General features: G+C 70.6%; 27 protein-coding genes. 8 read left to right on the forward strand and 19 right to left on the reverse strand.

What is annotated here, in order from left to right; all coding sequences use genetic code 11:
• Positions 1-15: 15 nt before the first annotated feature.
• Together FFT10_RS21880 and FFT10_RS21885 are read right to left on the reverse strand one after the other, a co-directional pair.
• Positions 16-576, reverse strand: a complete 561-nt coding sequence (locus tag FFT10_RS21880; protein WP_137735005.1) for a DVUA0089 family protein — start codon at positions 574-576, stop codon at positions 16-18.
• Positions 577-601: 25 nt separating this feature from the next.
• Positions 602-2260 carry an alkaline phosphatase D family protein gene (locus FFT10_RS21885; RefSeq protein ID WP_137735006.1) on the reverse strand — a complete coding sequence of 553 codons (1659 nt, stop codon included), beginning with the start codon at positions 2258-2260 and terminating at the stop codon, positions 602-604.
• Between the two features lie 169 nt (positions 2261-2429).
• Between FFT10_RS21885 and FFT10_RS21890 the strand changes: the two genes are divergently transcribed.
• Complete coding sequence (locus tag FFT10_RS21890; RefSeq protein ID WP_137735007.1) at positions 2430-3164, forward strand: Ig-like domain-containing protein; 735 nt, start codon at positions 2430-2432, stop codon at positions 3162-3164.
• 63 nt (positions 3165-3227) lie between these two features.
• On the opposite strand, the gene FFT10_RS21895 is transcribed toward FFT10_RS21890, so the two are convergent.
• Positions 3228-4454 (reverse strand): porin, encoded by a 1227-nt coding sequence (locus tag FFT10_RS21895; RefSeq protein WP_162520881.1) that lies wholly within the window; start codon positions 4452-4454, stop codon positions 3228-3230.
• Between the two features lie 192 nt (positions 4455-4646).
• On the opposite strand from FFT10_RS21895, the gene FFT10_RS21900 reads away from it, so the two are divergent.
• The 4 genes from FFT10_RS21900 to FFT10_RS21915 are packed head-to-tail and all read left to right on the forward strand — an operon-like array spanning position 4647 to position 7204.
• The gene (locus FFT10_RS21900; RefSeq protein ID WP_228027237.1) at positions 4647-5228 is read left to right on the forward strand and encodes a DUF4956 domain-containing protein; all 582 of its coding nucleotides are present in this window, start codon (positions 4647-4649) and stop codon (positions 5226-5228) included.
• A 3-nt stretch (positions 5229-5231) separates the two neighbouring features.
• Positions 5232-6038, forward strand: a complete 807-nt coding sequence (locus FFT10_RS21905; RefSeq protein ID WP_137735009.1) for a polyphosphate polymerase domain-containing protein — start codon at positions 5232-5234, stop codon at positions 6036-6038.
• A gap of 22 nt (positions 6039-6060) precedes the next feature.
• Positions 6061-6321: a three-helix bundle dimerization domain-containing protein gene (locus tag FFT10_RS21910; RefSeq protein WP_137735010.1), complete on the forward strand. Its 261-nt coding sequence runs from the start codon at positions 6061-6063 to the stop codon at positions 6319-6321.
• Entirely contained in the window at positions 6314-7204 is an 891-nt protein-coding gene (locus FFT10_RS21915; RefSeq protein WP_137735011.1) for an esterase-like activity of phytase family protein, read from the forward strand. The genes FFT10_RS21910 and FFT10_RS21915 overlap by 8 nt, the downstream gene beginning before the upstream one ends.
• A gap of 14 nt (positions 7205-7218) precedes the next feature.
• Here FFT10_RS21915 and FFT10_RS21920 read toward each other — a convergent pair whose 3' ends face one another.
• Complete coding sequence (locus FFT10_RS21920) at positions 7219-8181, reverse strand: AEC family transporter (RefSeq protein ID WP_137735012.1); 963 nt, start codon at positions 8179-8181, stop codon at positions 7219-7221.
• Between the two features lie 110 nt (positions 8182-8291).
• On the opposite strand from FFT10_RS21920, the gene FFT10_RS21925 reads away from it, so the two are divergent.
• Both FFT10_RS21925 and FFT10_RS21930 read left to right on the forward strand, forming a co-directional pair.
• Complete coding sequence (locus FFT10_RS21925) at positions 8292-10400, forward strand: ATP-dependent helicase (protein ID WP_137735013.1); 2109 nt, start codon at positions 8292-8294, stop codon at positions 10398-10400.
• Positions 10401-10513: 113 nt separating this feature from the next.
• The gene (locus FFT10_RS21930) at positions 10514-12079 is read left to right on the forward strand and encodes a long-chain-fatty-acid--CoA ligase (protein ID WP_137735014.1); all 1566 of its coding nucleotides are present in this window, start codon (positions 10514-10516) and stop codon (positions 12077-12079) included.
• Between the two features lie 12 nt (positions 12080-12091).
• Here the strand turns inward: FFT10_RS21930 and FFT10_RS21935 are convergent, their stop codons facing one another.
• The 15 genes from FFT10_RS21935 to FFT10_RS22005 form a co-directional block, all read right to left on the reverse strand.
• A complete protein-coding gene (locus FFT10_RS21935) occupies positions 12092-12937 on the reverse strand; it encodes a LytR/AlgR family response regulator transcription factor (RefSeq protein WP_137735015.1) in 846 nt (281 codons plus the stop codon).
• Positions 12938-12959: 22 nt separating this feature from the next.
• Entirely contained in the window at positions 12960-13508 is a 549-nt protein-coding gene (locus FFT10_RS21940) for a GNAT family N-acetyltransferase (RefSeq protein ID WP_137735016.1), read from the reverse strand.
• A complete protein-coding gene (locus FFT10_RS21945; RefSeq protein WP_137735017.1) occupies positions 13505-14101 on the reverse strand; it encodes a GNAT family N-acetyltransferase in 597 nt (198 codons plus the stop codon). The genes FFT10_RS21940 and FFT10_RS21945 overlap by 4 nt, the downstream gene beginning before the upstream one ends.
• A 20-nt stretch (positions 14102-14121) precedes the next feature.
• Positions 14122-14532 (reverse strand): hypothetical protein, encoded by a 411-nt coding sequence (locus FFT10_RS21950; RefSeq protein WP_137735018.1) that lies wholly within the window; start codon positions 14530-14532, stop codon positions 14122-14124.
• 2 nt (positions 14533-14534) lie between these two features.
• Positions 14535-15851, reverse strand: coding sequence for a histidine kinase (locus FFT10_RS21955; protein WP_228027238.1), 1317 nt, complete (start codon positions 15849-15851; stop codon positions 14535-14537).
• Between the two features lie 139 nt (positions 15852-15990).
• On the reverse strand, positions 15991-18066 hold the full coding sequence (locus tag FFT10_RS21960; protein ID WP_137735019.1) for a TRAP transporter large permease: 2076 nt from the start codon (positions 18064-18066) through the stop codon (positions 15991-15993).
• Positions 18063-18686, reverse strand: coding sequence for a TRAP transporter small permease subunit (locus FFT10_RS21965; RefSeq protein WP_137735020.1), 624 nt, complete (start codon positions 18684-18686; stop codon positions 18063-18065). The genes FFT10_RS21960 and FFT10_RS21965 overlap by 4 nt, the downstream gene beginning before the upstream one ends.
• 90 nt (positions 18687-18776) lie before the next feature.
• The gene (locus FFT10_RS21970; RefSeq protein ID WP_137735021.1) at positions 18777-19910 is read right to left on the reverse strand and encodes a TRAP transporter substrate-binding protein; all 1134 of its coding nucleotides are present in this window, start codon (positions 19908-19910) and stop codon (positions 18777-18779) included.
• 177 nt (positions 19911-20087) lie between these two features.
• Positions 20088-20684 (reverse strand): YceI family protein, encoded by a 597-nt coding sequence (locus tag FFT10_RS21975; protein ID WP_137735022.1) that lies wholly within the window; start codon positions 20682-20684, stop codon positions 20088-20090.
• Positions 20685-20780: 96 nt separating this feature from the next.
• Positions 20781-21359 carry a YceI family protein gene (locus FFT10_RS21980; RefSeq protein ID WP_137735023.1) on the reverse strand — a complete coding sequence of 193 codons (579 nt, stop codon included), beginning with the start codon at positions 21357-21359 and terminating at the stop codon, positions 20781-20783.
• Between the two features lie 44 nt (positions 21360-21403).
• On the reverse strand, positions 21404-21958 hold the full coding sequence (locus tag FFT10_RS21985) for a YceI family protein (RefSeq protein ID WP_228027239.1): 555 nt from the start codon (positions 21956-21958) through the stop codon (positions 21404-21406).
• Positions 21959-21993: 35 nt separating this feature from the next.
• A complete protein-coding gene (locus FFT10_RS21990; RefSeq protein ID WP_137735025.1) occupies positions 21994-22548 on the reverse strand; it encodes a cytochrome b in 555 nt (184 codons plus the stop codon).
• Positions 22549-22638: 90 nt separating this feature from the next.
• Positions 22639-23535: an NUDIX hydrolase gene (locus FFT10_RS21995; RefSeq protein ID WP_228027240.1), complete on the reverse strand. Its 897-nt coding sequence runs from the start codon at positions 23533-23535 to the stop codon at positions 22639-22641.
• Positions 23532-24713 carry an iron-containing alcohol dehydrogenase gene (locus FFT10_RS22000; protein ID WP_228027241.1) on the reverse strand — a complete coding sequence of 394 codons (1182 nt, stop codon included), beginning with the start codon at positions 24711-24713 and terminating at the stop codon, positions 23532-23534. The genes FFT10_RS21995 and FFT10_RS22000 overlap by 4 nt, the downstream gene beginning before the upstream one ends.
• An 88-nt stretch (positions 24714-24801) precedes the next feature.
• Positions 24802-25554, reverse strand: a complete 753-nt coding sequence (locus tag FFT10_RS22005; protein WP_137735026.1) for a GNAT family N-acetyltransferase — start codon at positions 25552-25554, stop codon at positions 24802-24804.
• 335 nt (positions 25555-25889) lie between these two features.
• Between FFT10_RS22005 and rplM the strand changes: the two genes are divergently transcribed.
• Positions 25890-26333: a 50S ribosomal protein L13 gene (gene rplM / locus FFT10_RS22010; protein ID WP_137735071.1), complete on the forward strand. Its 444-nt coding sequence runs from the start codon at positions 25890-25892 to the stop codon at positions 26331-26333.
• Positions 26334-26335 lie beyond the last annotated feature (2 nt).

Genomic DNA, 26335 nt, shown 5'->3' on the forward strand with positions numbered 1-26335 from the left:
CGCGGTGGTGCGCGCTCAGCCGCGGCGGCGTGCCAACCAGCCCACCGTGGCCAGGCCGGCCAGCAGCAGGGCGGTGGTGGTGGGCTCGGGGATGGGCGCGGCATTGGTCAACGCCACCTGCACCGTCCAGCGGCTGCCGATCGGCAGGCCCTGGCTGGTGCGCAGCTTGTAACCCTCGGCCCAGGTGCTGCCGACCGGCAGGTTGGGCGACAGACTCACCGCCACCTGGTAGCGGCCCGGCGCCAGGTCGGTGATGACGATGCCCGCGTCCAGCGATCCCTGGGTCGGGTCGACCTGCCCGTAGGGGTTGTCGACGTCGTCGCCCAGGCTGAGCAGCCCGCCGGAGGCGATGTCGAAGACCGCGAGCAGCGGGTCGCCCTGGCCGCCGGCGAAGGAGGTGGTCCACAGCCGCAGGTCCGATGCGGTGTCGACATCCAGGTTGAAGCTGTGGACGTCGCTGCTGAAGGCGAACTGGCCGGTCTGGCTGAAGCGGGCCACATCGGCCTGGGCGGCCAGGCTGGCCAGGGCCAGGGTGGCCGCGGCGGCGGTGCGTGCGAAGGTGTGCAGGGCGTTCATGGTGGGTTCCGTTGGGCTGCCGTGCTCAGGGCGCCAGCAGCGGCGCGTTGGCGCGCGGGGTGGTCTGGGCCGACGGCACCAGCCGGTTGGTGCCGGCCTGCACCTCGAAGGCGGCGGCAAAGGTCTGCAGGTTGCTGAGGCTGGCCACGGTGTCGATGTGCCAGAACTCACCCACCACCCGCTGCGGCGTCACGTCCAGCAGCAGGTAGCCGCGCCTGTGCAGGTTGATGTACTTGAAGTGCGGGTTCTGGCTGCGCAGGAAGCCGGCCGTGCTGCCGCTGGTGTCGCTGTCGACTCCGGGCGAGGACACCGAGGTGCCGACGAACTCCACCGCCCGCGAGCCCTGGCCGGTGGCCGGGTTGTAGCCGCCGGTGGCGGTGTCGGGGTTGTTCGGGTCCTGGGTGAGGTCGGCCGCCCAGCTGCTGTGGATGTCGCCGGTCAGCACCACCATGTTGTCCACCGGCCGGCCGGTGCTGCTGCCCTTGAGCACGTCGTACACCCGGTCGCGGGCGGGCTGGTAGCCGTCCCACTGGTCGCTGTTGAAGAACACGCCGCCGCCGGCGGCATTGGCCGCGCCGCGCAGCTTGACCTGCGCGAACATCACGCCCTGGCCCAGGAACTTCCAGCGGGCCGGGGTCGTCTGCAGCCGGTTGAACAGCCAGGCCTCCTGCTCGGCACCCAGCAGCGTGCGGCTGGCATCGGTGAAGGCACCGGTCTGCGCAAAGCCGCCGCCGGCCGGCAGCTGCTGCGAGCGGGCGCTCAGCCGCTGTTCCAGCATCAGCAGGTCGACCAGGTCGCCCAGCTGGAAGCGGCGGAAGTTCTTGCGCGGGTCGGCCTCCACCTGGCGGATCGGCATCCACTCGTAGTAGGCCTGCAGGCCGGCGGCCACGCGTTGCGGGTAGTCGCCCTCGGTGGCGCTCTGGTGGTTCTGGGCGCCGTCCTTCCAGGTGTCGTTGGTGATCTCGTGGTCGTCCCAGATGCAGACGAACGGGTGTTGCCGGTGCACCGCCTGCGAGTCGGCATCGCGCTTGTACTGGGCGTGGCGGGCGCGGTAGTCGGCCAGCGTCACCATCTCGGTGGGCGGCTCGGGGGTGCGCAGGCTGCCGTACTGGCCGGCGCCGTATTCGTAGAGGTAGTCGCCCAGGTGCAGCACCAGGTCCAGGTCGGCCCGCTCGGCCACGCGGGCATAGGCGTTGAAGTAGCCGTAGGCATGGTTGGAGCAGCTCAGCACCGCGATGCGCAGGCGGTCGACCGCGCCCACCGGCAGGGTGCGGGTGCGGCCCACCGGGCTGCTGGCGCCGCCGGCGGTGAAGCGGTAGTAGTAGGTGGTGGCCGGGCGCAGGCCGGCGGCATCGATCTTGACGGTGAAGTCGCGCGCCGCGCTGGTGGTGGTGGCGCCGCGCAGCACCACGTTGCGCAGGCCGGGGTCGGTGGCCACCACCCAGGTCACCGGCACCAGCGGCTTGACGCTGGCCACGGTGACGCGCGTCCACAGGATCACCCGGTCGGCCAGCGGATCACCGCTGGCCACGCCGTGCTGGAAGACGGCCGATGCGGCGTCGGCTGACGTGGCCAGCAGCGGCGAGGCGGCGGCGATGCCCACGGTGGTGGCGCCGGAGCGCTTGAAGAACTCGCGCCGGTTGGTGCCGGTGCGGATGGGTGAAAGCTGGCTGGGGCGTCCCATGGCGTCGTCCTGTGTGGTGGTGCCGCGGCGGCTGCCGCGGCGGTGCCGGTGGATTCTGTGGACGTGCTGTGACACGCCGCCCGGCGCCCGCCCCGGGCCGAACGGCGCATGCCGCCGCAGGAGGGCGCTTGGTATCCTTCCGCCGCCACAACACCAGGAGGATCCGCCCATGACCCACGCCCTGCACGGCCACGGCCTGCAACGCCGCCACCTGGCTGGCGCCGCCCTGCTGCTGTTGGCCGGTTGCGGCGGCGGCAACACCGAGAAGGACGAGGACGCCGTCGCGCCGTCGCTGGTGATCACCAGCGATGTGCCGGGCGATGCCACCGGCCCGTTCACCGTGCGCTTCACCTTCAGTGCTGCGGTCAGCAACTTCGCCGCCAACCGCATCCTGCTCACCAACGGTGCGCTGGGCGGCGCGGCGCTGGTCAAGCTGAGCGACACCGTCTACACCTTGCAGGTCACACCCACGGCCAACCGGCAGGACGTGCTGACGGTGGAGGTGCCGGCCGGCGCCTTCCGGGATGCCGGTGGCACCGCCTCCAGCCTGGTGGCCTACCGCTTCAGCCAGCGCATCGACACCGTGGTGGCCACCAACGAGCCGGTGCTCACCATCACCAACAGCACCGCCGCCAACATCGCCACCGGGCCGGTGACCTTCACCTTCGACTTCAGCGTGGATGTGGGCGACAGCTTCGCGGCTGGCGACATCGAGCCGGACGCGGGCACGCTGGGCAGCTTCACCAAGGTGTCGGCCACGCGCTACACCGTGGTGCTCACGCTGCCGGCCGCCACCTCGGGCCTGATGACGCTGACGGTGCGGGCCGGCGCCTTCCAGAGCGCCACCGGCGTGCCGAGCCAGCAGACCTACACCACGGCCATCCTGTTCGCCATCCCGGTCTGATCACACGCCGCGTCCGCGCCCCCCGGGGGGCTGGCCACCTGCGGTGGCGGCGCGGAAACCTGGTCAGTGCGTCCACTGCAGGCGCATGGCCCAGCCCGACAAGGCGCCGGTTCCGCTGACCTGACCTTGGCTGACCACCGCCGAGAGCCGCCACTGGGCGTCGATGAACCAGTTCAGGCCCAGGCTCAGCAGATTGGCGTGCGCCAGCGGGCTGCCGGCATCCGATGCGGTGGCCCGCAGGTGATCGGCGCGCAGCACCAGTTCCACGGTGCTGACGGCCGCACCGGACGGCCCGCGGTAGCGGCCCTGGTTCGCGTCCCAGCCGCGCGGGCTGCCGTGCAGCGTGCGTGCGGCGGTGGCGGTCCAGCCACTGGCCTGCCGGGTCCATGACAGGCTGGCCGCAGCAGCGTCCTGTCGGCGGTACAAGCCTTCCATCGCCAGCCACCAGCGGCCGGCGGACAGGCTGGCCTCCAGGCCCGCCGCCTGGTCATCGCCGGGCTTGGCGTCCCTGGGCCATGCGGGGAGCAGGGTGATCCGTTGGCCGCTGTCGAGCGCCGAGGCAGCGCGTTGCCCCAGCCGGCTTCGCAGGCGTCCTGTGTCGGCATCGCTGCGCTGCCATGCCCAGGACGCCCCCAGGTGCAGGCCCGCGGGCAGCCAACCCGGCACCGCGTGCGGCTGCAGGGCATCGCCGTTGTGCCGCCACACGATCCGCGCCACCAGGGCCTGTCGGTCCGGACGGCGGTAGGCCCCCGCGCTGGCATGCCAATCCGGGGCGGCGGCGTCCATGCGCAACGCCACAGTCCTGCGTGTGTCATCCAGGTCAGGCGCCAGATCCCACAAGGGCGAGCGTTCGGGCAGGTGGCCCCAACTGCTGCTGATGGTGCTGTCCAGGCCGAAGTCCGGCGCCACGCGGCCCAGCCGCACACCCACCGGCCCGCCGCTGGGCTGCCACTGAAGCCAGGCGGCCTCCACGCTGGAGGTGCCGCCACTGCCGGCCTGCCACGACCAGGCGGCGCGCCAGCCGGGCGCCGGCCGCCAGCGGATGTCCCAGGTCGCGCGGCGCAGCCAGTGGCCGGCATGGCGCCGACCGTCGCGGCTGAGCGCGCCGCCGATGCCGCCGCTGTCGAGCTGCAGGCGCCATCCCATCTGGACAGACCGGGTGGCCGCGGCGTCGGTGTCGCCATGCGCGGGCTCGGCGGCCGCCAGTCCGGCGGCGGCAGCCAGCAGCAGGGCCGGCAGCGTGCGGCGCCACCGGCGGACCGGAGGCAGGGGGCGGCGGCTGTGGTGCATACACCGGACAGAGCGCGCCAGACCGGTGTGCGTACATCGGCATCCAGGCCACTTCCGGCCTGTCATGACGATTTGTGACAGTTCCGTGTATTTGCCGGGCCCTGCCGCCGTCCGTGTGACAAGTGCGTGACCGTTGCGCGGCCCTTCCGGCCGGCAGGTTCAGCCCCCCACCAGAACGCCAGGACGACACCCATGCCCGCTCTCCATCCGACCATTCCCGCCGAACTGCTGCCACGGCTGCTGATCGACCTCGTGACCATGCTGCTGCTGGTCTTCGGCCTGTACTACCGGCGCTACCGCGACAAGGAGCTGGTCACCGCGGCGGCGCTGTTCAACGTGTTCATCTTCGCCGTGCTGAGCGTGCTGTCGAGTGTCGAGTTCGGCATCGCGGCCGGCTTCGGGCTGTTCGCGATCCTGGCGATGTTCACCCTGCGCTCGGAGCCGATCGGCAAGACCGAGATCACCTACTTCTTCGGCAGCGTGGCCATCGCCGTGATCTGCGCCGTGCGTGGCACACCGCTGCCGTTCGTGGCGGCGGTGGCCCTGCTGGTGCTGCTGGGGGCCTGGGTGATCGACCACCCGAAGGTGCTGCAGTCGGTGGACGGCATCCGCATCACGCTGGACAAGATCGACCACCACGCCCTGTCGAACCCGGTCGAGATGCGGCGCGACCTGTCGCAGCGCCTGGGGGTGGAGGTGATGTCCTACCAGATCACGGCGCTGGACTACATCAACGACATGGCCCGCATCACGGTCTTCTACAGAAAGGCATGAACCATGGAACGCTCGGACGACGACACCGGCGCAGCCCGGCTCTTCAGCGGGTTTCACCCCATCAGCCTGGCGGCGCTCAACAGCAAGGCCGCCATGCTGGAGCGGCTCGACAACAAGTACGTGGTGCGCGCACCGGTGCTGGAGGCCCTGGCACCGCAGCTGGCCCAGGCGTTCGACGTGCTGGAGATCGATGACCGCCGCATCTTCACCTACGAGACCTGCTACTTCGACGATCCCGAACTGCGCAGCTACCACGACCACCACCAGGGCCGCCGCCAGCGCATGAAGGTGCGGGTGCGGCGCTATGTGGAGGCCGGGCTCTGCTTCGTGGAAGTCAAGCTCAAGGACAAGCGCGGCATCACGGTGAAGAAGCGCCTGCCCTGCAGCCCCGACGCCATCGACCGGCTGGATGCGGCGGCGCTGGCGCATGTGCGCGACAGCCACCAGCAGCTCTACGGGCGTCCGTTCGACCGTGCGCTGGAGCCGGTGCTGCAGATGCGGTACCGGCGTGCCACCCTGGTGGCCCGGGTCGGGGGCGAGCGCATGACCATCGACACCGACATCCGCTTCTTCGGCCAAGGCGCTCCGCGCGCCACGGATGCGGACACCTTCATCGTCGAGACCAAGTCCGCCTGCGGCAACGGCCTGGCAGACGCGATCCTGCGCACCCAGCACCTGCATCCCACCAATGCCTGCTCGAAATACTGCGTGGGCATGAGCCTGACGGGTGCGGTGCAGAAGTTCAACCGGTTCCGGCCGGCCTTGCGCAAGCTGGGTGCCCTGCCGCTGGAGCAGGCCCATGCAGCCTGAGCCGGTCCGCGCAGGCCCGGCCGTGGCACCGCCTGCCATGGCGCTGGAACTGGGCCCGGTGGTGACCAAGCTCAGCACCTCGCTGGGCGGTGCGGTGCCGGTCGAGCGCATCGAGCAGGTGCTGCGTGACCTGCTGGAGCAGGAGTTCAGCGAAGCCAGGGTGACAAGCTTCCTGCCGATCTTCCTGCACCGCTATGCGATCGAGACCCTGCGGCATGGCCCCACTGGCGATGCCCAGGGCGGCCTGCCGGCGGCGATTGGTACGGGCCGCGCCCATGGCTGACGGCGTGCTTCGTCGCTGCCTGGGCCGGTGCATGCTGGCCGCGGCCCTGGCCCTGCCGGCGGCGCCGCCGGTGGTCGCGGCACCGCCGGCGCCGCTGCAGGTGCTGCTGCTCGACAGCCTGGCAGTCGATCTGCCCGGGCACGGCCGGCGCAACCGGCTGGAGCTGTCCGACCTGGCCTGGGACCCGGCCAGCGGCGATGTCTGGGCAGTCTCCGACCGCGGCTGGCTGCACCGCTTGCAAGTGGAGATCGAGCATGGCCGGCTGGTGGCGGTGCAGGAGCTGTCCCGCGTGCTGCTGGACGGTCGACCCAACCTGGAGGCCCTGGCCCTGCGGCCGGGTGCCGTGCCGCTGCTGGCGATCGATGAGGAGCGCCGCCTTTGGCTGGAGATCGATCGGGTTGGCAAGGTGGTGGCATGGCATGCGCTGCCGCAGGCATTGCCGACCCATGCCGGGCACAGCGTGGAGGCGATGGCCTGGCATCAGCGCCATGGCGTGCTGCTGGTGGCCCAGAAGTCCGGCAGCACGGGCGAACACCGCATCCTCACCACCACCGGGGCGGACTGGCGCTTGCCCGCCTTGCCAGGTGCCCAGGTCCGGGCCATGGGCTGGATGGCCGACGGTCGCCTGCTGCTGCTGGAACAGCGGCGGGCGGACGGCCAGGTCAGTTTCCATCTGCGCGCCACCAGCCTGGAGGGCTGTGGCATCGGTGGCCGATGCGACTCCAGCGACGTGGCGCTGCCCGTCTCCGGCACCGCGGCTGTCGATCACCTGGAAGGGCTGGCCTGCCGGGGCACGCAGTGCCTGCTGGTCACCGACGATGGGGGTGCCGCCCCGGCCCGCACCCGGCTGGTGCTGCTGGAACTGGTGACGGGCGCGCGCTGAGGCACGGCCGCCGGTCAGGCCGGCTGCACGCCGAACAGCCAGGCCAGCGCGCTGAAACTGGCGAAGGCGCCCACGGTGCTGGCCAGGATGATGCGCGCCACGCGGCCGGAATCGGCGCCGTAGCGCTCGGTCAGCAGCGACACGTTGCTGGCGCTGGGCAGGGCGGCGGCCAGGGTCAGCACCAGCAGCTGGAAGCCGGTGAGCGGCGCGCCCAGCTGCTGCGCGCCGGCGCCCACCAGCAGCACCAGCAGCGGGTGCACGAACAGCTTGATCGCCGCCACCGGCAGGTAGTCGGCCAGCGGCGTGCGGGTGTGGGCATGCTGGCCGGCGCGCCACAGCACCGCGCCGATGGTGAACAGCGCCACCGGCGTGGCGCTGTCGGCCAGCATGCGCAGGGCGGTGTCCAGCGGGCCGCTGGTCTTGAGCCCGGTGGCCGACAGCACAGCGCCCAGCGCGATGGACCAGGGCAGCGGATTCGACAGCGCGCCGCGCACCGCCCGCCAGGCCGCCGCGCGCGCCCCGCCGGCGCCGCCCTGCAGCTGCGACAGCGCGATGCACAGCGAGCTGGTGACGAACAGGTCGGCCAGGATGGTGCAGATCACCGGCCCGGCCGCCGCCGGCCCCAGCAGCGCCACCAGCAGCGGCACGCCCATGAAGCCGGTGTTGGGAAAGGCGGCCACCAGCGCGCCGAAGCTGGCGTCCTTCAGGCCGACGCGGGTGTTCAGCGACACCGCGATGGTGAAGCCCACCACCACCAGGGCGCACAGCACGTACACCGCCAGCAGGAAGGGGTTCAGCAGGTCGAGCACCGGCGTGTTCATGCCGAAGCGCATCAGCATGCAGGGCAGGGCGAAGTACAGCACGTAGGCGTTCAGCCCCGGGATGGCCGACTCGGGCAGCACGCCGCGGCGCGCGGCCAGCCAGCCGGCCAGCACCAGCGCGAAGAACGGAACGGTGACGGCGAGGATGGCCTGCATGCTGGGGGCGGAGTATCCCTGCCGGCCCCCGGCAGCCGCGCCGGCCCGCGCTGCAGCGGTGCAGCGCTGCAGGGCCCCGCTATCATCCGCGGCCCTTCCAGCCCCCCGCCATGGCCGACGCCCCTGCCTCTCTGAACCCCGCTCAGCTGGAGGCGGTGCACCACCTGTCCGGCCCCTGCCTGGTGCTGGCTGGCGCCGGCTCGGGCAAGACGCGGGTGATCACCCACAAGATCGCCCGCCTGCTGCAGGCCGGCCTGGCGCCGAAGGAGATCGCCGCCATCACCTTCACCAACAAGGCGGCGCAGGAGATGCGCGAGCGCAGCAAGGCGCTGGTGGGCGGCAAGGCGGCCAGGGACCTGGTGGTGGCCACCTTCCACAGCCTGGGCGTGCGCATCCTGCGCAGCGACGGCACCAAGGTGGGCCTGAAGGAGCAGTTCAGCATCCTGGATGCCGACGATGTGATGGGCGTGCTGCGCGAGGCCGGCGGCGCCACCGACAACAAGCTGGCGCGCAGCTGGCAGTGGACCATCAGCCTGTGGAAGAACATGGGCCACGACAGCGCCAGCGCCGCCACCATCGCCAAGGACGCCGATGAACAGGTGGCCGCCCGGGTGATGAAGCTCTATGAAGAGCGCCTGGCCGCCTACCAGGCGGTGGATTTCGATGACCTGATCGGCCTGCCGCTGAAGCTGCTGCAACGGGACGAAGAAGCACGCACCAGGTGGCAGGCGATGTTCGGCCATGTGCTGGTCGACGAGTACCAGGACACCAACGCGGTGCAGTATGAACTGCTGAAGATGCTGGTCTCGGGTGACGACCCGCGCCGCCGCGGCCTGTTCACCGCGGTGGGCGACGACGACCAGAGCATCTACGGCTGGCGCGGCGCCACCATCGAGAACCTGCGCCGCCTGCCGCAGGACTGGCCCGACCTCAAGGTCATCCCGCTGGAGCAGAACTACCGCTCCACCGGCCACATCCTGCGCGCGGCCAACAACGTGATCGCTGCCAACCCCAAGCTGTTCGAGAAGAAGCTGTGGAGCGCGCTGGGCGACGGCGACCCGGTGCGCCTGGTCGAATGCGATGGCGAGGAGCACGAGGCCGAGCGCGCCGTGGCCTTCATCCAGAGCCTGCGTGCCCAGGGCGGGGCGATTGCGGATGAACGCGGCAGCGGCCAGATCAAGTTTGGCGACTTCGCGGTGCTCTACCGCGCCAACCACCAGGCGCGGGTGTTCGAGCAGAAGCTGCGCGCGGCGCAGATCCCCTACAAGGTGAGCGGTGGCCAGAGCTTCTTCGACCGCGCCGAGATCAAGGACCTGTGCGCCTGGCTGCGCCTGCTGGTCAACCAGGACGACGACCCGGCCTTCCTGCGGGCGGTGACCACGCCCAAGCGCGGCATCGGCCATGCCACGCTGGGCAAGTTGGGCGAGTTCTCGGGCAAGTGGAAGAGCAGTCTGTTCGAGGCCCTGTTCTCGCAGAGCCTGGCCGCGCAGCTGGGGCCCAAGGCCATTGGCGGGCTGCATGAGTTCGGCCGTTGCGTCAACGAGCTGCAGCACCGCGCCGGCCACACCCGCGGCGCCGAGGAGGCCAAGGCGCTGCTGCTGGAATGGCTGAAGGACATCGGCTACGAGCAGCACCTGTACGACAGCGAGGACAGCGAGAAACTGGCCGCCAGCCGCTGGACCAATGTGCTGGACTTCGTCGACTGGATCGCCAAGCGCTGCGGCGGCGAGCTGTCCGAGGACGGCAGCAGCCAGCTCCGCGAACAGCAGACGGTGCTGGACGTGGCCCAGACCATCAGCGTGATCATCAGCCTGGCCGAGCGGGGCGATGACGCCGATGTGGTGACGCTGTCGACCCTGCATGCCAGCAAGGGCCTGGAATGGCCGCATGTCTGGCTAGCCGGCATCAACGAAGGGCTGCTGCCCTTCAAGGTCGATGCCGAGGACATGTCGGTGGAGGTGCTGGGCCAGCGCATCGAGGAGGAGCGCCGCCTGATGTACGTGGGCATCACCCGCGCCCGCACCACGCTGGCGGTGAGCACGCTGCGCCGCCGCAAGAAGGGCCGCGACACCATCCAGGGTGTGCCCAGCCGCTTCATCGCCGAGATGAAGCTGGGCGAGGGCGGCGGCGCCAAGGAAGACCCGCGTGAGCGGCTCAAGCGCCTGCGGGCGCAGCTGTCGGCCAAGGTGGACGCGGCCGCCCCGGCCGACAAGGCCTGATCCGCGCCCGACCCAGGAAAGCGCTGGTGCCGCGCCGGCAGGCGCATGGCTACGATGCAGGCGCAACGCGCTGCCCCCCGGCGCGCTCCTGTCCAGACGCCTTCGGAGCCCTGATGATCCCCGACCACGCCAACTTCAGCGACATGCTGGCCCGCTGGGCCACCCAACAGCCCGACGCCCCTGCCATCGTCTTCGGCGACACCCGCCGCACCTGGGCCCAGCTGCGTGAACGGGTGCAGCGGGTGGCCGCCGGCCTGCGCGCCGCCGGCCTGCAGCCCGGCGACCGCATCGCCGTGCTGGACCTGAACCACCCCTCGTGCCTGGAGCTCACCCTGGCCTGCGCGCTGACCGGCTGCGCCAATGCGGTGGTCAACTTCCGCCTGGCGCCGCCCGAAATCGTCTATGTGATCAACGATGCCAAGGCCCGCGTCCTGTTCGTCGGGCCCGAGTTCGCGGGCGCCGCTGCCCAGCTGCGCGGCCAGCTGCCGTTGCTGGAGCGGGTGATCCACATCGGTGGGGCCACCGACGAATACGAGCCCTGGCTGGCCGCGCACCAGCCCGATGCCCGGATGCACCCGGCCGCCGGCACGGATTGCTTCGTGCAGCTGTACACCTCGGGCACCACCGGTTTCCCCAAGGGCGCCATGCTCACCCACCACGGCATGCTGGCCCATGCCCGCAACGTGGCCGCCACGCAAGCGCTGGGTGCCGGTTCGCGGGTGCAGGTGGCCATGCCGCTGTTCCATGTGGGTGGCACCAGCTACTCCTTCGTGGCCTGGGCCGGCGGCGCGCCGATCTTCATGATGCGCATGCCCGATCCGCTGGGCGCGCTGCAGATGCTGGAGCGCGAGCGCATCACCCACACGTTCTACGTGCCGGCGCTGATGGCCGCCATGATCCAGGTGCCCGGCGGCGACAAGTTCGACTTCTCGGCCTTGCAGGCCGTGTCGTACGGCGCCTCGCCCATGCCGCTGCCGGTGATGCGGGGCTGCCTGCAGCTGTTTCCCAAGGGCACCATGCAGCAGGTCTACGGCATGACCGAGCAATGCGGCGTGGTGACCATCCTGCCGCCCGCCGACCATGAGAACCCCGCCGTGGCGCACCGCCTGGTGTCGGCCGGCAAGGCGATCCACGGGGTCGAGATCGAGGTGCGTGACCCGGCCAGCGGCGCGCCGGTGCCGGTGGGCCAGCCCGGCGAGATCTGGGTGCGCAGCGCGCAGATCATGGCCGGCTACTGGGGCAAGCCGGAAGCCACCGCCCAGGCCGTGACGGCCGATGGCTGGTACCGTTCGGGCGATGGCGGCCACATCGACGCTGACGGCTATGTCTACGTGACCGACCGCATCAAGGACATGATCATCAGCGGCGGCGAGAACATCTACCCGGCCGAGATCGAGCGGGTGCTGGCCGAGCACCCCGCGCTGCTGGACGTGGCGGTGATCGGTGTGCCCGACGAGCGCTGGGGCGAGGTGCCCAAGGCGGTGGTGGTGCTCAAGCCCGGCGCCACGCTGGCCGATCCGAACGAGCTGGTGGCCTGGTGCCGCGAGCGCATGGCCGCCTACAAGTGCCCCAAGACGGTGGACGTGCTGGCCGAGCTGCCGCGCAACCCCACCGGCAAGGTGCTCAAGCGCGATCTGCGCAAGCCCTACTGGGCGGGCCGCGACCGGCAGGTCGTCTGACCCGGCGCCGCGCTACATGCCCTTGAACAGGTGGGTGTAGCTGCGGCTGACTTCCAGCTTCTCGCCGTGGCCGCGCACGCTGACGATCTGGCGGCCGCGGAAATCCCGGGTGATGCCGGCGATCGCCTTCACGTTGACCAGCGTGCTGCGGTGGATCTGCCAGAACACGGCCGGGTCCAGCTCGTCGATCAGCTCCTTGATCGGCTTGCGGATCAGCGCCTCGGTGGTGGGCGTCTGCACCCGGGTGTATTTCTCGTCGCTGATGAAGAACAGCACCTCGGGCACCGGGATCATCTGGATGCCGGGGCCGACGCTGGCCTGGATCCAGTCCAGGTAGCGCGGCGCGCCGCCGGGGTTCAGCTGCGCGGCCAGCTTGTGCAGCACCTGCTGCAGCGGTGGCACGGGGCTGCCGGCGGATTCGGCGGCGGGCTCGGCCGCGTCGCGCTGCGCCAGCCGCGCCTGGATGCGCTGCGCCGTGACCAGCAGCCGCTCGCGCTCGGCGGGCTTCAGCACGTAGTCGCACACGCCCTGTTCGAAGGCCTCGACCGCGTACTGGTCGTAGGCGGTGATGAACACGATCTCGGGCAGGTGCTCGTCGTCGGCCACGGCCATCTGGGCGATCTGGCGGGCCGCGTCCACGCCGGTCAGGCCGGGCATGCGGATGTCCAGGAACACCAGATCGGGCCGGTGCTGGGCCACCAGCTCCACCGCCTCCAGGCCGTTGCGGGCCTCGGCCACGATGTCCAGCTCGGGCCACACCTCGGTCAGGCGGGCGCGCAGCTGCTCGCGCATCAGGCGTTCGTCGTCGGCGATGACGGCGCGCACCGGGGCGCTGGCAGGGGCGGCAGGGGTCGGCATGGCAGGGGCTCCGGGTGGCGGGTCAGCGGGCATTGGCCGGCGTGAGCGGCCGTGTCAGCAGGCGATTCTCGTGGCGCTCGCCCTCGAATTCGAACCAGGTGGTGCCGATGTCGGCATAGCCTTCGCGGGCGTAGAAGTGCCGTGCGCGGGCGTTGTGCACCCAGGGCGTCAGCCACAGCAGGCTGGCGCCGCGGCGGGCCGACTCGCGCTCGGCGGCATGCAGCAGCGCGCGGCCCAGGCCGTGGCCGGTGAAGGGCTCCTGCACATACAGCCTGTCCAGCTCCGCCGGGGCCGTGCTGTCCACCAGCGGGTGGCGGGCGCCCAGCGTCAGCTGGGCAAAGCCCAGCAGGTGGCCCTGCCGCTCGGCCACCAGGATGGCCACCTCCGGCGCCTGCAGCAGGCGCTGGTAGGTGGCGGGCGCGTAGCTGCCCAGCGCCTCGCGGGCGATCTCCGGGCGGATGCCGTCGGTGGCGTAGGTGTCGAGGAACACCTGCATCGCCAGCACGCCCAGGCACAGCGCATCGTCGGCGGTGGCGGGGCGCAGGCTGTGCTGCAGCGGGGCATCGGTCATGGCAGGTCGGCGTCGGGATGGTCCCGCGGCACCAGGGTCAGGTAAGTGGCGAGTGTGCCGCCAGCCAGCGGCTTCACCATCACCTGCAGGTCGTTCAGCCGTCCGCCGGTGTCCACGCCGCGGCGCAGCCGGGCGGGCTGGAAGCCCTGGCGCAGCCAGAAGCGCTCGGCCCGGGCATTGCCCACCACCACGCCCAGGCGCAGCCACTGCGCACCCCGGGCCGCCGCCCAGCGCTGCAGCCCGGCGACGACGGCGGCGGCCAGGCCGCTGCCATGCCGGGCCTGGTCGATCAGCAGCAGGGCGATGTGCCAGACGCCGGGCGTGCCCAGGTCGGCCACCACCACCAGCGTGCCGACCAGGGCGCCGGCCTCCTCGTGCACGCCGGCCACCCAGCGCTGGCGGAAGGGCAGGTGCGGCGGCGGCAGCTCGTCGAACTCGGTCTGCGCCTCGTCAGGCGCGGCATCGCGGCCGTTGATCGCCTGGAAGTAGCCAGGGTTGGCGTCGAAGAGCGCCTGCAGCCGCGGCAACTGGTCCACGGTGAGCGCATCCACGCGCCAGCCTCGGCCCTGGAACAGCGGCGTGTCGCCGGCCATCGATCGCAGGTGCGGATCGCTCAGCGCACCAGCCAGCGCAGCAGCAGCGCCAGGCCCACCAGCGGCGCCAGCAGCAGCCCCAGCACCAGGCCCAGCGCCAGCAGCGGACCGCCCAGCACCGCCAGCAGCACGGCGCCCAGGCCCAGCAGCATCAGGCCCAGCAAGCCCAGCAGCACCAGTGGCACCGCGACCAGCAGGCCCACCAGCAGCAGCGCCGCCAGGCACAGCACAGCGGCGCCGCCCAGGCTGGACAGCGCCATCTGCTGCTGCAGGCCGGCGCCCACCTCGTCACCGTCGACCAGCAGGTCGAACGGCAGGTCGGCGCTGCTCCAGCTGTGCAGGCCGTGGGCGGTGGCCAGCACCGCGGCGATCAGCAGCACCGCCGTCAACAGCAGCAGGCCGAACGGCAGACGGACGATCCAGGGGCGCATGCTCAGGCTCCTTCCAGGGGTTTGTAGGGCACGGCCAACGTCACGCGGGTGCCGCCGCCGGGGTTCTCGGTGATGGTCAGGCTGGCCTTGGGGCCGTGCAGCAGTTGCAGCCGCTCGCGGATGTTGGCCAGGCCCACGCCGGTGCCGGCGGTGGCGGCGCGGCCGAAGCCCAGGCCGGTGTCGGCCACGGTGACGGTGAGCTTGCCGTGCACCACCTCGGCCTTCAGGCTGAGCTTGCCGCCCTCGGGCTTGGGCTCCAGGCCGTGCTTGATGGCGTTCTCGACCAGGGTCTGCACCATCATGGCCGGGAACTCGGCCGACAGCAGACCGTCGGGCACGTCGATCTCGGTGGTCAGCCGCTCTTCCATGCGCACCTTCAGGATCTCCAGGTACGGCCGGATCACCGCCAGCTCGCGGCCCAGGTCGCGGGGGCGGCTGCCCTCGGCGCCGGTCTCGCGCATCGTCGGCATGCTGGCGCGCAGCAGGGCGATCAGGTTCTTCTGCATCTGGCTGGCGCGCTGCGGGTCCACCTCGATCAGGTGGTCGATGCTGGCCAGGGTGTTGAACAGGAAGTGCGGCTCCACCTGGGCCTGCATCGCGGCCATGCGTGCCTCCACCACCTGGCGCTTCAGCGATTCGGCCTCGGCCGTCTCCACCGCCTGGGCGGCCTGCGCCTCGGCCTGGATCTGCTTGCGGTAGGTGATCTTGATCACCAGCGAGGCCACGATCCAGAAGAAGGCCAGCTGAGGCAGGCTCTCGCCCAGCTGCACCTCCTCGCGCAGCACCTGGCGGCGGGCTTCCTGCGCCGCGCGCTTGGCCTCGCGCCGGGCCTCCTTGGCCTGCTGCTGGGCCTCGCGGCGGGCGGCCTCGGCCTCCTGGCGGGCCTCCTGCACGGCCGCCTCGATGGTCCGGCGCGCTTCGTCCACCGCTTCGCGCACGGCCTCCGACGCGCCGGGCGGCAGCTTGATGTCGATGACCGGCTGGCCGTCACTGCCCGGTGCCGACGCGCCCGTGGCCGGCCGCGGGCCGATCGGGTCGCTGGCGGTCGGGCCGGGCGGCGGCAGCGGCGGTAGCGGCGGCACCGGCACCTCGATGGTCTCTGCCGGCAGGTGCACCACGCGGGTGTAGCTCCAGCTGAACGGCGGCAGGTTCTGCAGCACGCCCGACAGGATCAGCAGCAGCAGCGACAGCACCGCAAAGCGCAGCCAGCTGATGCCCACCAGCCAGTTGGCGTAGGCATGGAAGCCGCGCACGCTGGTGGTCTTGATGCGCTGCCAGCGGCTGGTCGGCATCGCGGCGGTCGGGAGGGGCGGGGTCATCGGGCGGTGCGCGGGGCGGGAGCGTTGCACCGCAATGTAGCGATGCGGCCGCCGCGCCGCCCCGCCGCTGCGACCGCCGGCGCCCCTGCGCCGACAGGCTGCCGCGGCGGCCGACAGGCCGCCACGGCGCAGCCGGCCATCAGCGGCTGTACAGCACCTGCGGCAGCCACAGGCCGATGGCCGGGAACTGGTAGAGCAGGATGATCGCGATCACCTGGATGCCCATGAAGGGCAGCATGCCGGCGAAGATCTGGTTCAGCGTCACATGCGGCGGGCTCACGCCCTTCAGGTAGAACGCGGCCATCGCCACTGGCGGGCTCAGGAACGCGGTCTGCAGGTTCAGCGCCACCAGCAGGCCGAAGAACAGCGGGTCGACACCGAAGTTGTCCAGCAGCGGGATGAAGATGGGCATGAAGATCACGATGATCTCGGTCCACTCCAGCGGCCAGCCCAGGATGAAGATGATCACCTGGCTGAGGATCAGGAACTCGGTCTTGGTGAGGTTCATCGACATCACCCAGTTCTCGACCAGCTCCTGCCCGCCCAGCAGCGCGAAGGCGGCCGAGAAGATGGCGCTGCCCACGAACAGCCAGCAGACCATGGCGCTGGTCTTGGCGGTGAGGAACACGCTCTCCTTGAGCACCGTCATGTTGAACTGCCGGTAGGCCACCGCCAGCAGGAAGCCGCCGAAAGCGCCCACCGCGGCTGCCTCGGTGGGTGTGGCCAGGCCCATCACGATGCTGCCCAGCACCGACAGGATCAGCACCAGCAGCGGGAAGAAGCTGGCCAGCAGCATCTTGAAGATCTCCAGCCGCTGGAAGCTGAGGATGGCGTAGAAGGCCAGCAGTGCCACCGTGCCGATGCCGGTGCCGATCCACCAGCCGCGGGTGGCGGGCGTGCGCTCGGCCGATGGCGCGGCTGCGGTGCTGGCACCCGGGGGCTCCTGCACGCCGGCGGTGGCAGCCGGTGCCTCGGGTGCGGCGCCGGGCGGCTCCTTCACGCCGGCATCCGCGCCTGGTGGCTCCTTCACGCCGCTGTCTGCCCCGGGCGGCTCCTTGACGCCGGCGTCGGCGCTCGGCGGCTCCTGCAGCCCGCCGCTGTCGGCAGCGGGCTCCTTCAGGTCGCTGCTGCTGGGCGGCTCCTGCAGGCCACCCGATTCGGCCGGTGCGGCCTCCTGCGTGCTGCCCGGGGGCGCCTGCAGGCCGCCGCCGCTGGCGTCGGACTGCACCGTGGCCGACGCGCGGGCCATGTCGGCGCGGGCCTCGGCATCGGGCGGTGCGGTGTTGATCCGCCAGCTGAAGGCGGTGGCCAGCGCGAACAGCAGCGCCGGAATCAGCGCCACGCCCAGCTGGCGCAGGATGTGGCCGGTGGGCACGCCCAGGTTGCGGCCGCCCTTCAGCGCCCGCAGCAGGGCCGGCAGCGCGGTGTTGGAGATCGACTCGGCGATCGGCGTGGTCAGCGCCGGCAGCGGCACGAAGCGGTCGGCGGCCGACAGCGGCGGCATCAGGTGCGGCTTGAGCTTGGCCAGCACGATCACGTAGACCACGTACAGCCCGGCCAGCATGATGCCGGGGAAGAACGCACCGGCGTACAGCTGCACCACCGACACGCCGGCGGTGGCACCGTAGACGATCAGCATCACGCTGGGCGGGATCAGGATGCCCAGGCAGCCGCCGGCGGTGATGGCACCGGCCGACACCCGCACGTCGTAGCCGCCGCGCAGCATCTGCGGCAGTGCCAGCAGGCCCATCAGCGTGACCACCGCGCCGACGATGCCGGTGGCGGTGGCGAACACCGCGCAGGTGAACAGCGTGGCCACCGCCAGGCTGCCCGGCACCCGCGCCATCGCCAGGTGCAGGCTCTTGAACAGCTTCTCGATCAGGTTGGCGCGTTCGACCAGGTAGCCCATGAAGACGAACAGCGGGATGCTGATCAGCACGTCGTTGCCCATCACCTTGAAGGCGCTCTGCACCATCAGCGTGAGGGTCTTGGACGTGTCCTCCTCGTAGGCGATCCAGGTGAAGATCATGCCCATGCCCATCAGCGTGAACGCCGTGGGAAAGCCCAGCATGATGGCCACCACCACCAGGGCCAGCATCATCAGGCCGAGGTGGCCGTTGGTGATCTTGGGCGCCATCACCAGCATCAGCGCGGTGCCGGCGATGATCAGCGCCATCAGGATGAAGCCGAACCACAGCTCCTTGCGGATCTTCATTGGGCACCGCCTTTCGGGGGCGCCACGTACTTGTCGAGGCCGTAGATGTCCTCGTCCTTCACGTGCACCATGGCCTTGAGCTTGTCGACGTCGACTTCCTCCACGTCCTGCTCGCGCGAGGGCCAGGCGCCGTCGCGGATGCACTGCACGCAGCGCACGATCTCCACGATGCCCTGCAGCAGCAGCATGCCGCCGGCCAGCGGGATCATGAACTTGAACGGGTACACCGGCAGCGGCGTGGCGCTGAAGGTGCTTTCGCGGATGGCGGCCGATTCACTGGCGAAGTTCCAGCCCGCCCAGGTCATCGCCACCACGCCGGGCAGGAAGAACAGGAAGTACAGGATCAGGTCCAGCGTGGCCTGGGTGCGCGGCATGAAGAAGCCGTAGAGCACGTCGCCGCGCACATGGCCGTTCTTGGCCAGGGTGTAGGCGCCGGCCATCATGAACAGCGTGCCGTACATCATGATCTGCGCATCCAGCGCCCAGTCGTGCGGGCTGTTCAGCGCATAGCGGGAGAACACCTCCCAGGTGATCATCAGGGTCAGCGCGACGATGAGCCAGGCAAACAGCTGCCCCAGCCTTGTCGACAGCCGATCCACCAGCAGCAGCACGCGTTGCATCGCGGTGTCCTTGTTGTGTGTGGAAGCAAGACAAAAAAATCGGGCCACCAGCCTGTGCAGGCGGTGGCCCCCGGGCCAGGCGCGGTGGCGTCAGCCCTTCTTGGCGGGCGCGCGGAAGTAGTGGTTCCAGGCCATCTTGAAGTCGACCATGTAGTCGTTCTGCCACTGGCCGGCACGCTGGGCGAAGGCCTTCTGGCTGTCCATCACCTTCTTGAACAGCGGGTTCTCGGCCGATTTGGCGGCGGTCACCTTGTCCCAGGCGGCCAGCTGCGCGCGCAGGATGGCATCGGGGGTCTTGTAGAAGTTGACCTTGTCCTTGGTCTTGAGCTCGATGTAGTCCTGGCTGTTGCGCTGGATGGCCTTCCAGCTCATGTCGGCGCTGGCGGCCTGCACGGCGTGGTCGATGATGGCCTTCAGTTCACCCGGCAGGGCGTCGAGCTTGCCCTTGTTGAACAGGATCTCGAACTGCTCGCCGCTCTGGTGGAAGCTCTGCAGCATGCAGTTCTTCACCACGTCGGGGAAGCCGAGGATGCGGTCGGAGCTGGCGTTGTTGAACTCGGCCGCGTCGATCAGGCCGCGGTCCAGCGCCGGCACGATCTCGCCGCCGGGCAGCGGGTTCACCGCCATGCCCAGCTCCTTGAACACGTCGATCGACAGGCCCACGGTGCGGTACTTCAGGCCCTTCATGTCGTCGACCTTGGCGATCGGCTTCTTGAACCAGCCCAGCGGCTGGGTGGGCATGGGACCGTAGACGTAGGACACGACGTCGATGTTCAGGCTCTTGTAGATCTCCTCCAGCAGGGCCTTGCCGCCGCCGTAGTAGTGCCAGCTGAGCACCATGTTCGGGTCCATGCCGAAGGCCGGGCCCGAGCCCCACAGCGCCAGCGCGGTGCTCTTGCCGTAGTGGTAGGCCAGCACGCCGTGGCCGCCGTCGAGCGTGCCCTTGTTCACCGCGTCCAGCAGCTGGAACGCCGGCACCACCGATCCCGAGGGCAGCACCTCGATCTTCAGCCGGCCGCCGGCCATGTCGTTGACCTTCTTGGCGAAATCGTTGGCGTACTCGTGGAAGATGTCCTTGGCCGGCCAGGTGCTCTGGAAGCGCAGGCTCACCGTCTGTGCCTTCGAGATCATCGGCGCGGCCAGGCCGCCGGTGGCCACCGCGCCAACCGCGGCCTTCTGCAGGAACGAGCGGCGCGGTGCGCCGGGGGTCTTGGGTGCTGCCATGGATGTCTCCGGAGGTGGTGTGGATCTGGCGCCGCCCAGCACAGCACGGGGTCGGCGCAACCGGGCGCGAGTGTTGGTTTGCGGCCGGCGCAGCGCAAGCGGGAGTTCCCTGCCCCGCGGCCGCCCTGGCGCGACAGCTTGACGCAACCCCCGTGGCCGCGTGGTGGGGCGCAGCCTTCAGGGCGTCTGCCGGATCGCCTCCACCTGCACCAGCAGGCGCACGGTGTCGGCCACGAAGGGCAGGCTGTGGGTGATGCCGAAGGCGCTGCGTGGCAGCGTGGCCTCGAAGTCGCCGCCGCACACCTCGCGCCGCAGCAGCGGGTGGGTGTAGCAACGGAAGCGCTGGGCCTGCAGCCGCAGGCCGCGGCTGCTGCCGCGCAGCGTGAACTCGCCAGCCACGGCCTGCACCGCACCATCGGCACCGCTGCTGAACTGCTCGGCCACGAAGAACGCCTGCGGATGCGGGCCGCTGGCCAGCAGGTCGTCGCGGCGCAGCAGCGCATCGAGCACCGGCACACCGGTGCTGACGCTGGCGGTGTCGATCACCACCTGCACCCGGCCGCGGCCGGCGCTGCGGTCCCACTGCACCGTGCCGTTGAGCAGGCTGAAGCGGCCGCGGATGGTGGCGGTGTCGAAGTGCAGCACCTCGAACGTGACGCTGCTGTGGGTGGGGTCGAGCGCGTAGTCGACCGGCTGCGCCGCGGCGGGGGCGGCGGCCGTGGCCAGCAGCAGTGCTGCGGCCAGGCACCACACGGTTTGACTTCCTGCAACCATGCAACCGATGCTGGCACAAGGCACAACGCCCCGCGGGCTGGAGGGCCGGCGGGGCGTTGCGGGGCCGCGACGCGCGCGGCCATCCGGATGGTCGGCTTACGGCTGCTTGATGCCTTCGACCTGCACCACCAGGCGCACCGCGTCGCTGATGCCGAAGTTCAGGCCCCAGGTCATGCCCCACTGGCTGCGGGTGATGGTGGTCTCGAAGTCGCCGCCGCAGACCTCCACCTTCAGCATCGGGTTCTGGTAGCAGCCGAAGTTGGTCGCCTTCAGCACCACCGGGTTGGTCTTGCCCAGCAGCGTCAGCGTGCCGGTCACTTCGCTGACCTTCTCGCCATTGAAGCTGAACTTGTCGGCCACGAACTTGGCGGTGGGGAATTCGGCGCTGTTGAAGAAGTCCTTGCTCTGCAGGTGCTTGTCGAAGGCGGTGGTGCCGGTGTTGATCGAGCCGGTCTCGATGGTGATCTCCACCTTGCCGGCCTTGCCGGCCTTGTCGAACTGCACCGCGCCGGTCTTCTTGTCGAAGCGGCCGCGGTTGGTCGTCACGCCGAAGTGCGGCACCTCGAAGGTGACGAAGGTGTGTGTCGGATCGATCGCGTAGGTGGCGGTCTGGGCCTGGGCGGCGACCGTGGCGGCAGCCAGGGCGGTGGCGAGCAGGGCGGTGCGGATGATCATGGGAACTCCTGGGGGTCGGTTGGATGGGGTGGGATGGAGACGGCTCACAACGGCGCCATGCCGCTGAGCGCCAGCTTGAACTTCACGGTGACGTCGTTGGCCACCATCGAGGTGTCGGTCCACTCGCCTTCGCCGATCTTGAAGTCGAGCCGCTTGATGGTGAAGCTGCCGGTGGCGGTGCTGGTGGCGCCGGCCTGGGTGACGGTGACGGGCACCACCACCGGCTGGCTGCTGCCCTTGATCGACAGCGTGCCGGCCACCTCGAACCGGCCGCCGCCCAGCGGCTTGATGGCGCTGCTGGCGAAGCTGGCGGTGGGGAACTTGGCCACGTTGAACCACGGCGCCTTGGGCACCTCGGCATCGGTCTCGGGCGAGCCGAAGCTGGCGCTGCCGGTCTGGATGGTGAAGCCCACCTTGCCGGCGGCGGCGTTCTTCGGGTCGAAGGCGATCTGCGCCGTCCACTGCTTGAACTTGCCCTCCACCGGCACGCCCATCTGGCGGCTGACGAAGGCGATCTCGCTTTGCGCCGGCAGCACCTGCTGGGCCAGGGCGGGACCGGCCAGCGCCGCGGCGGCCAGGGCGAGGAACAGGGGTTTCATGGGTTGGGGCATGGCGGATGGGTTGAGGAGGTGGATCAGCTGCGCGCCGGGCGCATGCGGTCGAGCAGGCCGTCGCGGTCGATGAAGTGGTGCTTCAGCGCGCCGGCGATGTGCAGCAGCACCAGGGCGGCCATCAGCATCGCGGTGCGCTCGTGCCAGGGCTTGATGGCCTCGGCCAGCGCCTTGTCCACCGGCACGAAGTCGGGCAGCGGCAGCACGCCGAACCACACGATGGGGAAGCCCGAGGCCGAGCTGTAGGCCCAGCCCACCAGCGGCACGATGAAGAACAGCGCGTACAGCAGGTGGTGGGTGGCATGCGCGGCGCGGGCCTGCCAGCCAGGCATGGCCACATCGGCCGGCGGCCGGTGGGTGATGCGCCAGGCCAGCCGCACGAAGGACAGCAGCAGGATGGTGACGCCGGCCCACTTGTGCCAGCTGTAGTACTTCAGCCGCGCCGGCGAGAACGGCAGCTCGTGCATGTACACGCCGAGGCTGAAGGTGCCGACGATCAGCAGCGCCAGCAGCCAGTGCAGGGCCATGGCCGTGCCGGTGTAGCGGGCGGTGGTGGTGGGGGGTGGCAGGGACGGCATGGCCGGCAGTCTGCCGGCCGGCACCGCCCGCGCTGTTCAGTCGCTTTGACTCAGCGTTTCAGTCAAGTTGAACGGCCGAGTTCCGTTCATTCATGGGAAATCACCGGCCAGCCGCGATGGGCCCATCCACAGGTGGGCTGCGCGAGCCACCAGCACCGCCGCCTCGGCGGTCGGCAGCAGCTGGTGGCGCAGCGCGAAATCCAGCGTCACCAGGCTGGCGTCCACCGTCATCGCTCCGGCGGCGGCCAGGGCCAGGGCCTCGGCCACCGGCATGCAGGTGATGCTCTGCACCTCGCCGTCCTGGTTCTGCGGCACCAGGCCGGGCGGCAGCGCCAGGTCGTAGGCGCTCACGTCTTCCAGCTGGAAGCCCTCGGGGATGTCGCGCGCCACCCGCAGCCGCCGGCCGGGTTGCAGGCCGGCCATCTGCGCCGGTGTCAGGCCGGCCTCTTCCCAGCCTTCGCGCTGCACGCAGGCGGCGGGGCTCTGGCCATGCGGCACGCCGCCGCCCACCAGGTTGTCGAGCATGCCGGGGTCGGTGGGCTTGCTGTCCGACCGGCGGGCGATCCACAGGTGGCTGGGCCGGCCGTCTGGCCCGGCCACATAGCCGTTGCAGTGCGCGCCGAAGGTGGTGCTGCCCCAGAAGCGCGAGGCCGCCCGCTCGAAGGTCGCCAGCAGGGTGCCGTCGTCCAGCGCGGGCACCGCATAGGTCTCGTCGCGCCAGGCCACGATCAGGCCATCGGTGCGCAGGCGCTGGTTCACCTCGGCGAAGAAATCCACCCGCTCGGGTGCCGGGCAGTGCAGCGTGACGCCCAGGTCATCGCAGCGCAGCGCCGGTCGCCAGCGCGCCAGTGCGCCCAGGTGCCGCCGCGCCACCGAGCCCACCGGCCGCGGCCGGCCGCCATCCTGGATGCGGAAAGGCACCCGGGCGCCGGCATCGGCGTGACGGGCAGCCTCGATGGCGGGCCAGCCGGCGGCCAACGTCGTCACGCCCAGGCCTGGTTCAGCAGGGCCTCCAGCTCGGCCGGCCCGTTGATCTTGCGCGGGTTGGTGTGCACCCAGGGATTGGCCATGCCCTTCTGCGCGATGACTGCCAGCCGCTCGCGGCCGATGCCCAGCTGCGACAGCCGCGTCGGCAGGCCCAGGTTGGCGATCAGCTCCTCCACCTGGTCGGCCGCCGGCCGCCGCGGGTCGCCCAGCGCGGCGGCGATCTCGGCCATCTGCCTGGCGCAGACGTCGGCGTTGAAGCGCATCACCGTGGGCAGCAGCACGCAGCTGGTGATGCCGTGCGGCACGCCGGCGTCCGCCCCCAGTGCATGACCCAGGCCGTGGCTGGCGCCGTACTCGGTGCGGCGGATGCTGGTGGCGGCCAGCCAGGCGCCCTGCTGGCCCTCCAGCCGGGCGGCCAGGTCGCCCGGATCGGTGGCGTAGCGTTTCAGCGAGCGGCCCAGCAGCGCCAGCGCCCGCACGCTGGTGGCGTCGATCAGCGGCTGGGCGTTGATGCTGCACAGCGCCTCCACCGCATGGTCGACCGCCCGCACGCCGGTGGACAGCCACAGCCGGTCGGGCGTGTGCACGGTGATGCGCGGGTCCAGGATCACCGCCGCCGGGCCGATGAAGGCACCGGTGTAGCCCTGCTTGGTGCCGTGGCGGGCATCGGTGCTGCCGCCCAGGTCACTGAATTCGGCGCCCGACAGCGTGGTCGGCACGGCGATCTGCCGGCACGGCGGCGTGCGCGGCTGCGGCGTGATGCGGCTGCCGTCGGGCGCCATGCGCATGTGCCAGTCGTCCAGTTGCTCGGTGCGGGTCAGGCCCTCGGCCAGGGCCACCAGCGCCACCTTCACCGTGTCGATCACCGTGCCGCCGCCGATGCTCACCACCAGGTCGGCCTGCACGCTGCGCAGCAGGTCGGCCACGGCGATCACCGTCTCGCGCGGCGTGTGCTCCACGCAGTCGTCGAACAGGCCCGCCACCTGCGGCTGGATGCGCGATAGCGCCGCCGTCACGGCATCGGTCTTGCGGTTCAGCGATTTGCTGGTGACCACGGCGATGCGCCGGGCGCCGCGCAGCTGGACTTCAGTCTGCAGCGCCTCGGCGGCCGGCGTGCCGAAGTGCACGCGGTCGAGCGCCAGGTAGTGGAAGACGCCAGTGGGCAGCGGTGTGGTCATGCGCGGAACATCCTGGAAGCTGGCATCCAGGCATTGGCGCACACGCGGCCCGCCGGCCGCAACCGGGTTGCTGCGGAGCCGGGCGGCTTCAGTCCTTGGCGGCGCGGCCCAGCCGGCTGCTGACGCCCTGGCGCACCTCGCCAATCATGTCGAGCACGCCGTCGACCAGCCGCGACTGCTGCTTGAGCTGGTAGTCCAGTGCCGCGGCGCCTTCGCCCACCCACTGCTCCACCCGCGAGGCCAGGGTCTCCTGCGGCAGCTTCAGGAAGGCCTCGCTCTCGCTGCCATCACGCTGCACCACCGCGCCGGCGCGCCGGGCGATGTGCAGCATGGTGGTGTTCTCGCTCAGCGCATGGATGAACATCGTGTCCAGCCCGCGGTTGCGCGCATGCAGCATCGCGTGCTCGAACAGCCGCGCGCCGTAGCCGCGCCCGCGCACCGTGGGCAGCACCGAGCCGCCGAACTCGGCCGCCTTCGGGCCGGCCGCCTGGTCGGGCCGCGGGTAGGCCAGGTGGGCCAGCGCGATCAGCACCAGCCGGCGGTTGAACACGCCGAACACCTCGTCGCGGTCGAAGTCCAGCCCGTCCACGTAGCGCTGGATCTGGGCATCGCCCGCGGCATAGCCAAAGCGCAGGTAGCGGTCGCGCTCGGGCAGGGCCAGCAAGTGCGTGGCGATGCGGTCGCGGTGGCGGGGCGACAGGGAGCGGATCGGAATCCACGGCGCGTACTGCGGCGTGTTGTGGGGGGCATCACCACCGGCGGGCACTGGGCCCGAGGCCGGCGGCGCCGGCAGACCGGCCGCCAGGCGGTCGGCACCGGTCGTCACAGAGGCAATGGGCATGATCAGGTCCTGGATTGGTATAAACCCTGATCCTACGGCAAGCGGCCGATCGGCGTCTGGAGCGGCCAGTCTGCCCGCCCGGTTGTTTTGAGCGGACCGGATCGCCACCAGCGACGCGCCTTCTGGCTATAATACCCGGCTGCCCCCAAGATGGCGGGGTGGTGGCTGACCGCCACAAAAGCCGAATGCCGGCGAAGCTCGTTGGCAAAGGTGTTGGCAAAAGTCGCCGAGAGGCCGCCCTGATAAGCGGTTCCGAGGCCGTCAAGGTCAGTTGCCGAAGTGCCGTCGCAGGATCGGTGTCCATGGTGGGCGCCGGCCAAACCCGAAAGACCCTCATGAAGACCTTCAGCGCCAAGCCGGCCGAGGTGACGCACGAGTGGTTTGTGCTTGATGCCACCGACAAGGTGCTCGGACGTGTTGCCAGCGAAGTGGCACTCCGTTTGCGCGGCAAGCACAAGGCCATTTACACGCCTCACGTCGATACCGGTGATTTCATCATCGTCGTCAATGCCGACAAGATCCGTGTCACCGGCGCCAAGGCCGAAGACAAGATGTACTACCGGCATTCCGGCCACCCGGGCGGCATCCACGCCACCAGCTTCAAGGAAATGCAGGCCAAGCACCCCGGCCGCGCGATCGAGAAGGCTGTGAAGGGCATGCTGCCCAAGGGCCCGCTGGGCTACGCGATGATCAAGAAGCTGAAGGTGTACGCCGGTGCCACGCATCCGCACACCGCCCAGCAACCCAAGGTGCTGGACATTCCGGCCCTGGGCAACTAAGG

The sequence above is a fragment of the Pseudaquabacterium pictum genome, assembly GCF_005403045.1.
In the GTDB taxonomy this organism is placed as follows: Bacteria; Pseudomonadota; Gammaproteobacteria; order Burkholderiales; family Burkholderiaceae_C; genus Pseudaquabacterium; species Pseudaquabacterium pictum.

What these genes read in the sequence shown, in the direction of transcription:
- FFT10_RS21925 (WP_137735013.1), top strand. Translation starts at nt 8,292, where the DNA reads ATGGCCGACGCCCCTGCCTCTCTGAACCCCGCTCAGCTGGAGGCGGTG.
- FFT10_RS21990 (WP_137735025.1), bottom strand. Translation starts at nt 22,548, where the DNA reads ATGCCGTCCCTGCCACCCCCCACCACCACCGCCCGCTACACCGGCACG.
- FFT10_RS21955 (WP_228027238.1), bottom strand. Translation starts at nt 15,851, where the DNA reads ATGACCCCGCCCCTCCCGACCGCCGCGATGCCGACCAGCCGCTGGCAG.
- FFT10_RS21965 (WP_137735020.1), bottom strand. Translation starts at nt 18,686, where the DNA reads ATGCAACGCGTGCTGCTGCTGGTGGATCGGCTGTCGACAAGGCTGGGG.
- FFT10_RS21880 (WP_137735005.1), bottom strand. Translation starts at nt 576, where the DNA reads ATGAACGCCCTGCACACCTTCGCACGCACCGCCGCCGCGGCCACCCTG.
- FFT10_RS21885 (WP_137735006.1), bottom strand. Translation starts at nt 2,260, where the DNA reads ATGGGACGCCCCAGCCAGCTTTCACCCATCCGCACCGGCACCAACCGG.
- FFT10_RS21970 (WP_137735021.1), bottom strand. Translation starts at nt 19,910, where the DNA reads ATGGCAGCACCCAAGACCCCCGGCGCACCGCGCCGCTCGTTCCTGCAG.
- FFT10_RS21935 (WP_137735015.1), bottom strand. Translation starts at nt 12,937, where the DNA reads ATGCCGACCCCTGCCGCCCCTGCCAGCGCCCCGGTGCGCGCCGTCATC.
- FFT10_RS21920 (WP_137735012.1), bottom strand. Translation starts at nt 8,181, where the DNA reads ATGCAGGCCATCCTCGCCGTCACCGTTCCGTTCTTCGCGCTGGTGCTG.
- FFT10_RS21975 (WP_137735022.1), bottom strand. Translation starts at nt 20,684, where the DNA reads ATGGTTGCAGGAAGTCAAACCGTGTGGTGCCTGGCCGCAGCACTGCTG.
- FFT10_RS22000 (WP_228027241.1), bottom strand. Translation starts at nt 24,713, where the DNA reads ATGACCACACCGCTGCCCACTGGCGTCTTCCACTACCTGGCGCTCGAC.
- FFT10_RS21900 (WP_228027237.1), top strand. Translation starts at nt 4,647, where the DNA reads ATGCCCGCTCTCCATCCGACCATTCCCGCCGAACTGCTGCCACGGCTG.
- FFT10_RS21895 (WP_162520881.1), bottom strand. Translation starts at nt 4,454, where the DNA reads ATGCACCACAGCCGCCGCCCCCTGCCTCCGGTCCGCCGGTGGCGCCGC.
- FFT10_RS21930 (WP_137735014.1), top strand. Translation starts at nt 10,514, where the DNA reads ATGATCCCCGACCACGCCAACTTCAGCGACATGCTGGCCCGCTGGGCC.
- FFT10_RS21905 (WP_137735009.1), top strand. Translation starts at nt 5,232, where the DNA reads ATGGAACGCTCGGACGACGACACCGGCGCAGCCCGGCTCTTCAGCGGG.
- FFT10_RS21945 (WP_137735017.1), bottom strand. Translation starts at nt 14,101, where the DNA reads ATGGCCGGCGACACGCCGCTGTTCCAGGGCCGAGGCTGGCGCGTGGAT.
- rplM (WP_137735071.1), top strand. Translation starts at nt 25,890, where the DNA reads ATGAAGACCTTCAGCGCCAAGCCGGCCGAGGTGACGCACGAGTGGTTT.
- FFT10_RS21915 (WP_137735011.1), top strand. Translation starts at nt 6,314, where the DNA reads ATGGCTGACGGCGTGCTTCGTCGCTGCCTGGGCCGGTGCATGCTGGCC.
- FFT10_RS21980 (WP_137735023.1), bottom strand. Translation starts at nt 21,359, where the DNA reads ATGATCATCCGCACCGCCCTGCTCGCCACCGCCCTGGCTGCCGCCACG.
- FFT10_RS21940 (WP_137735016.1), bottom strand. Translation starts at nt 13,508, where the DNA reads ATGACCGATGCCCCGCTGCAGCACAGCCTGCGCCCCGCCACCGCCGAC.
- FFT10_RS21985 (WP_228027239.1), bottom strand. Translation starts at nt 21,958, where the DNA reads ATGAAACCCCTGTTCCTCGCCCTGGCCGCCGCGGCGCTGGCCGGTCCC.
- FFT10_RS21890 (WP_137735007.1), top strand. Translation starts at nt 2,430, where the DNA reads ATGACCCACGCCCTGCACGGCCACGGCCTGCAACGCCGCCACCTGGCT.
- FFT10_RS21960 (WP_137735019.1), bottom strand. Translation starts at nt 18,066, where the DNA reads ATGAAGATCCGCAAGGAGCTGTGGTTCGGCTTCATCCTGATGGCGCTG.
- FFT10_RS22005 (WP_137735026.1), bottom strand. Translation starts at nt 25,554, where the DNA reads ATGCCCATTGCCTCTGTGACGACCGGTGCCGACCGCCTGGCGGCCGGT.
- FFT10_RS21950 (WP_137735018.1), bottom strand. Translation starts at nt 14,532, where the DNA reads ATGCGCCCCTGGATCGTCCGTCTGCCGTTCGGCCTGCTGCTGTTGACG.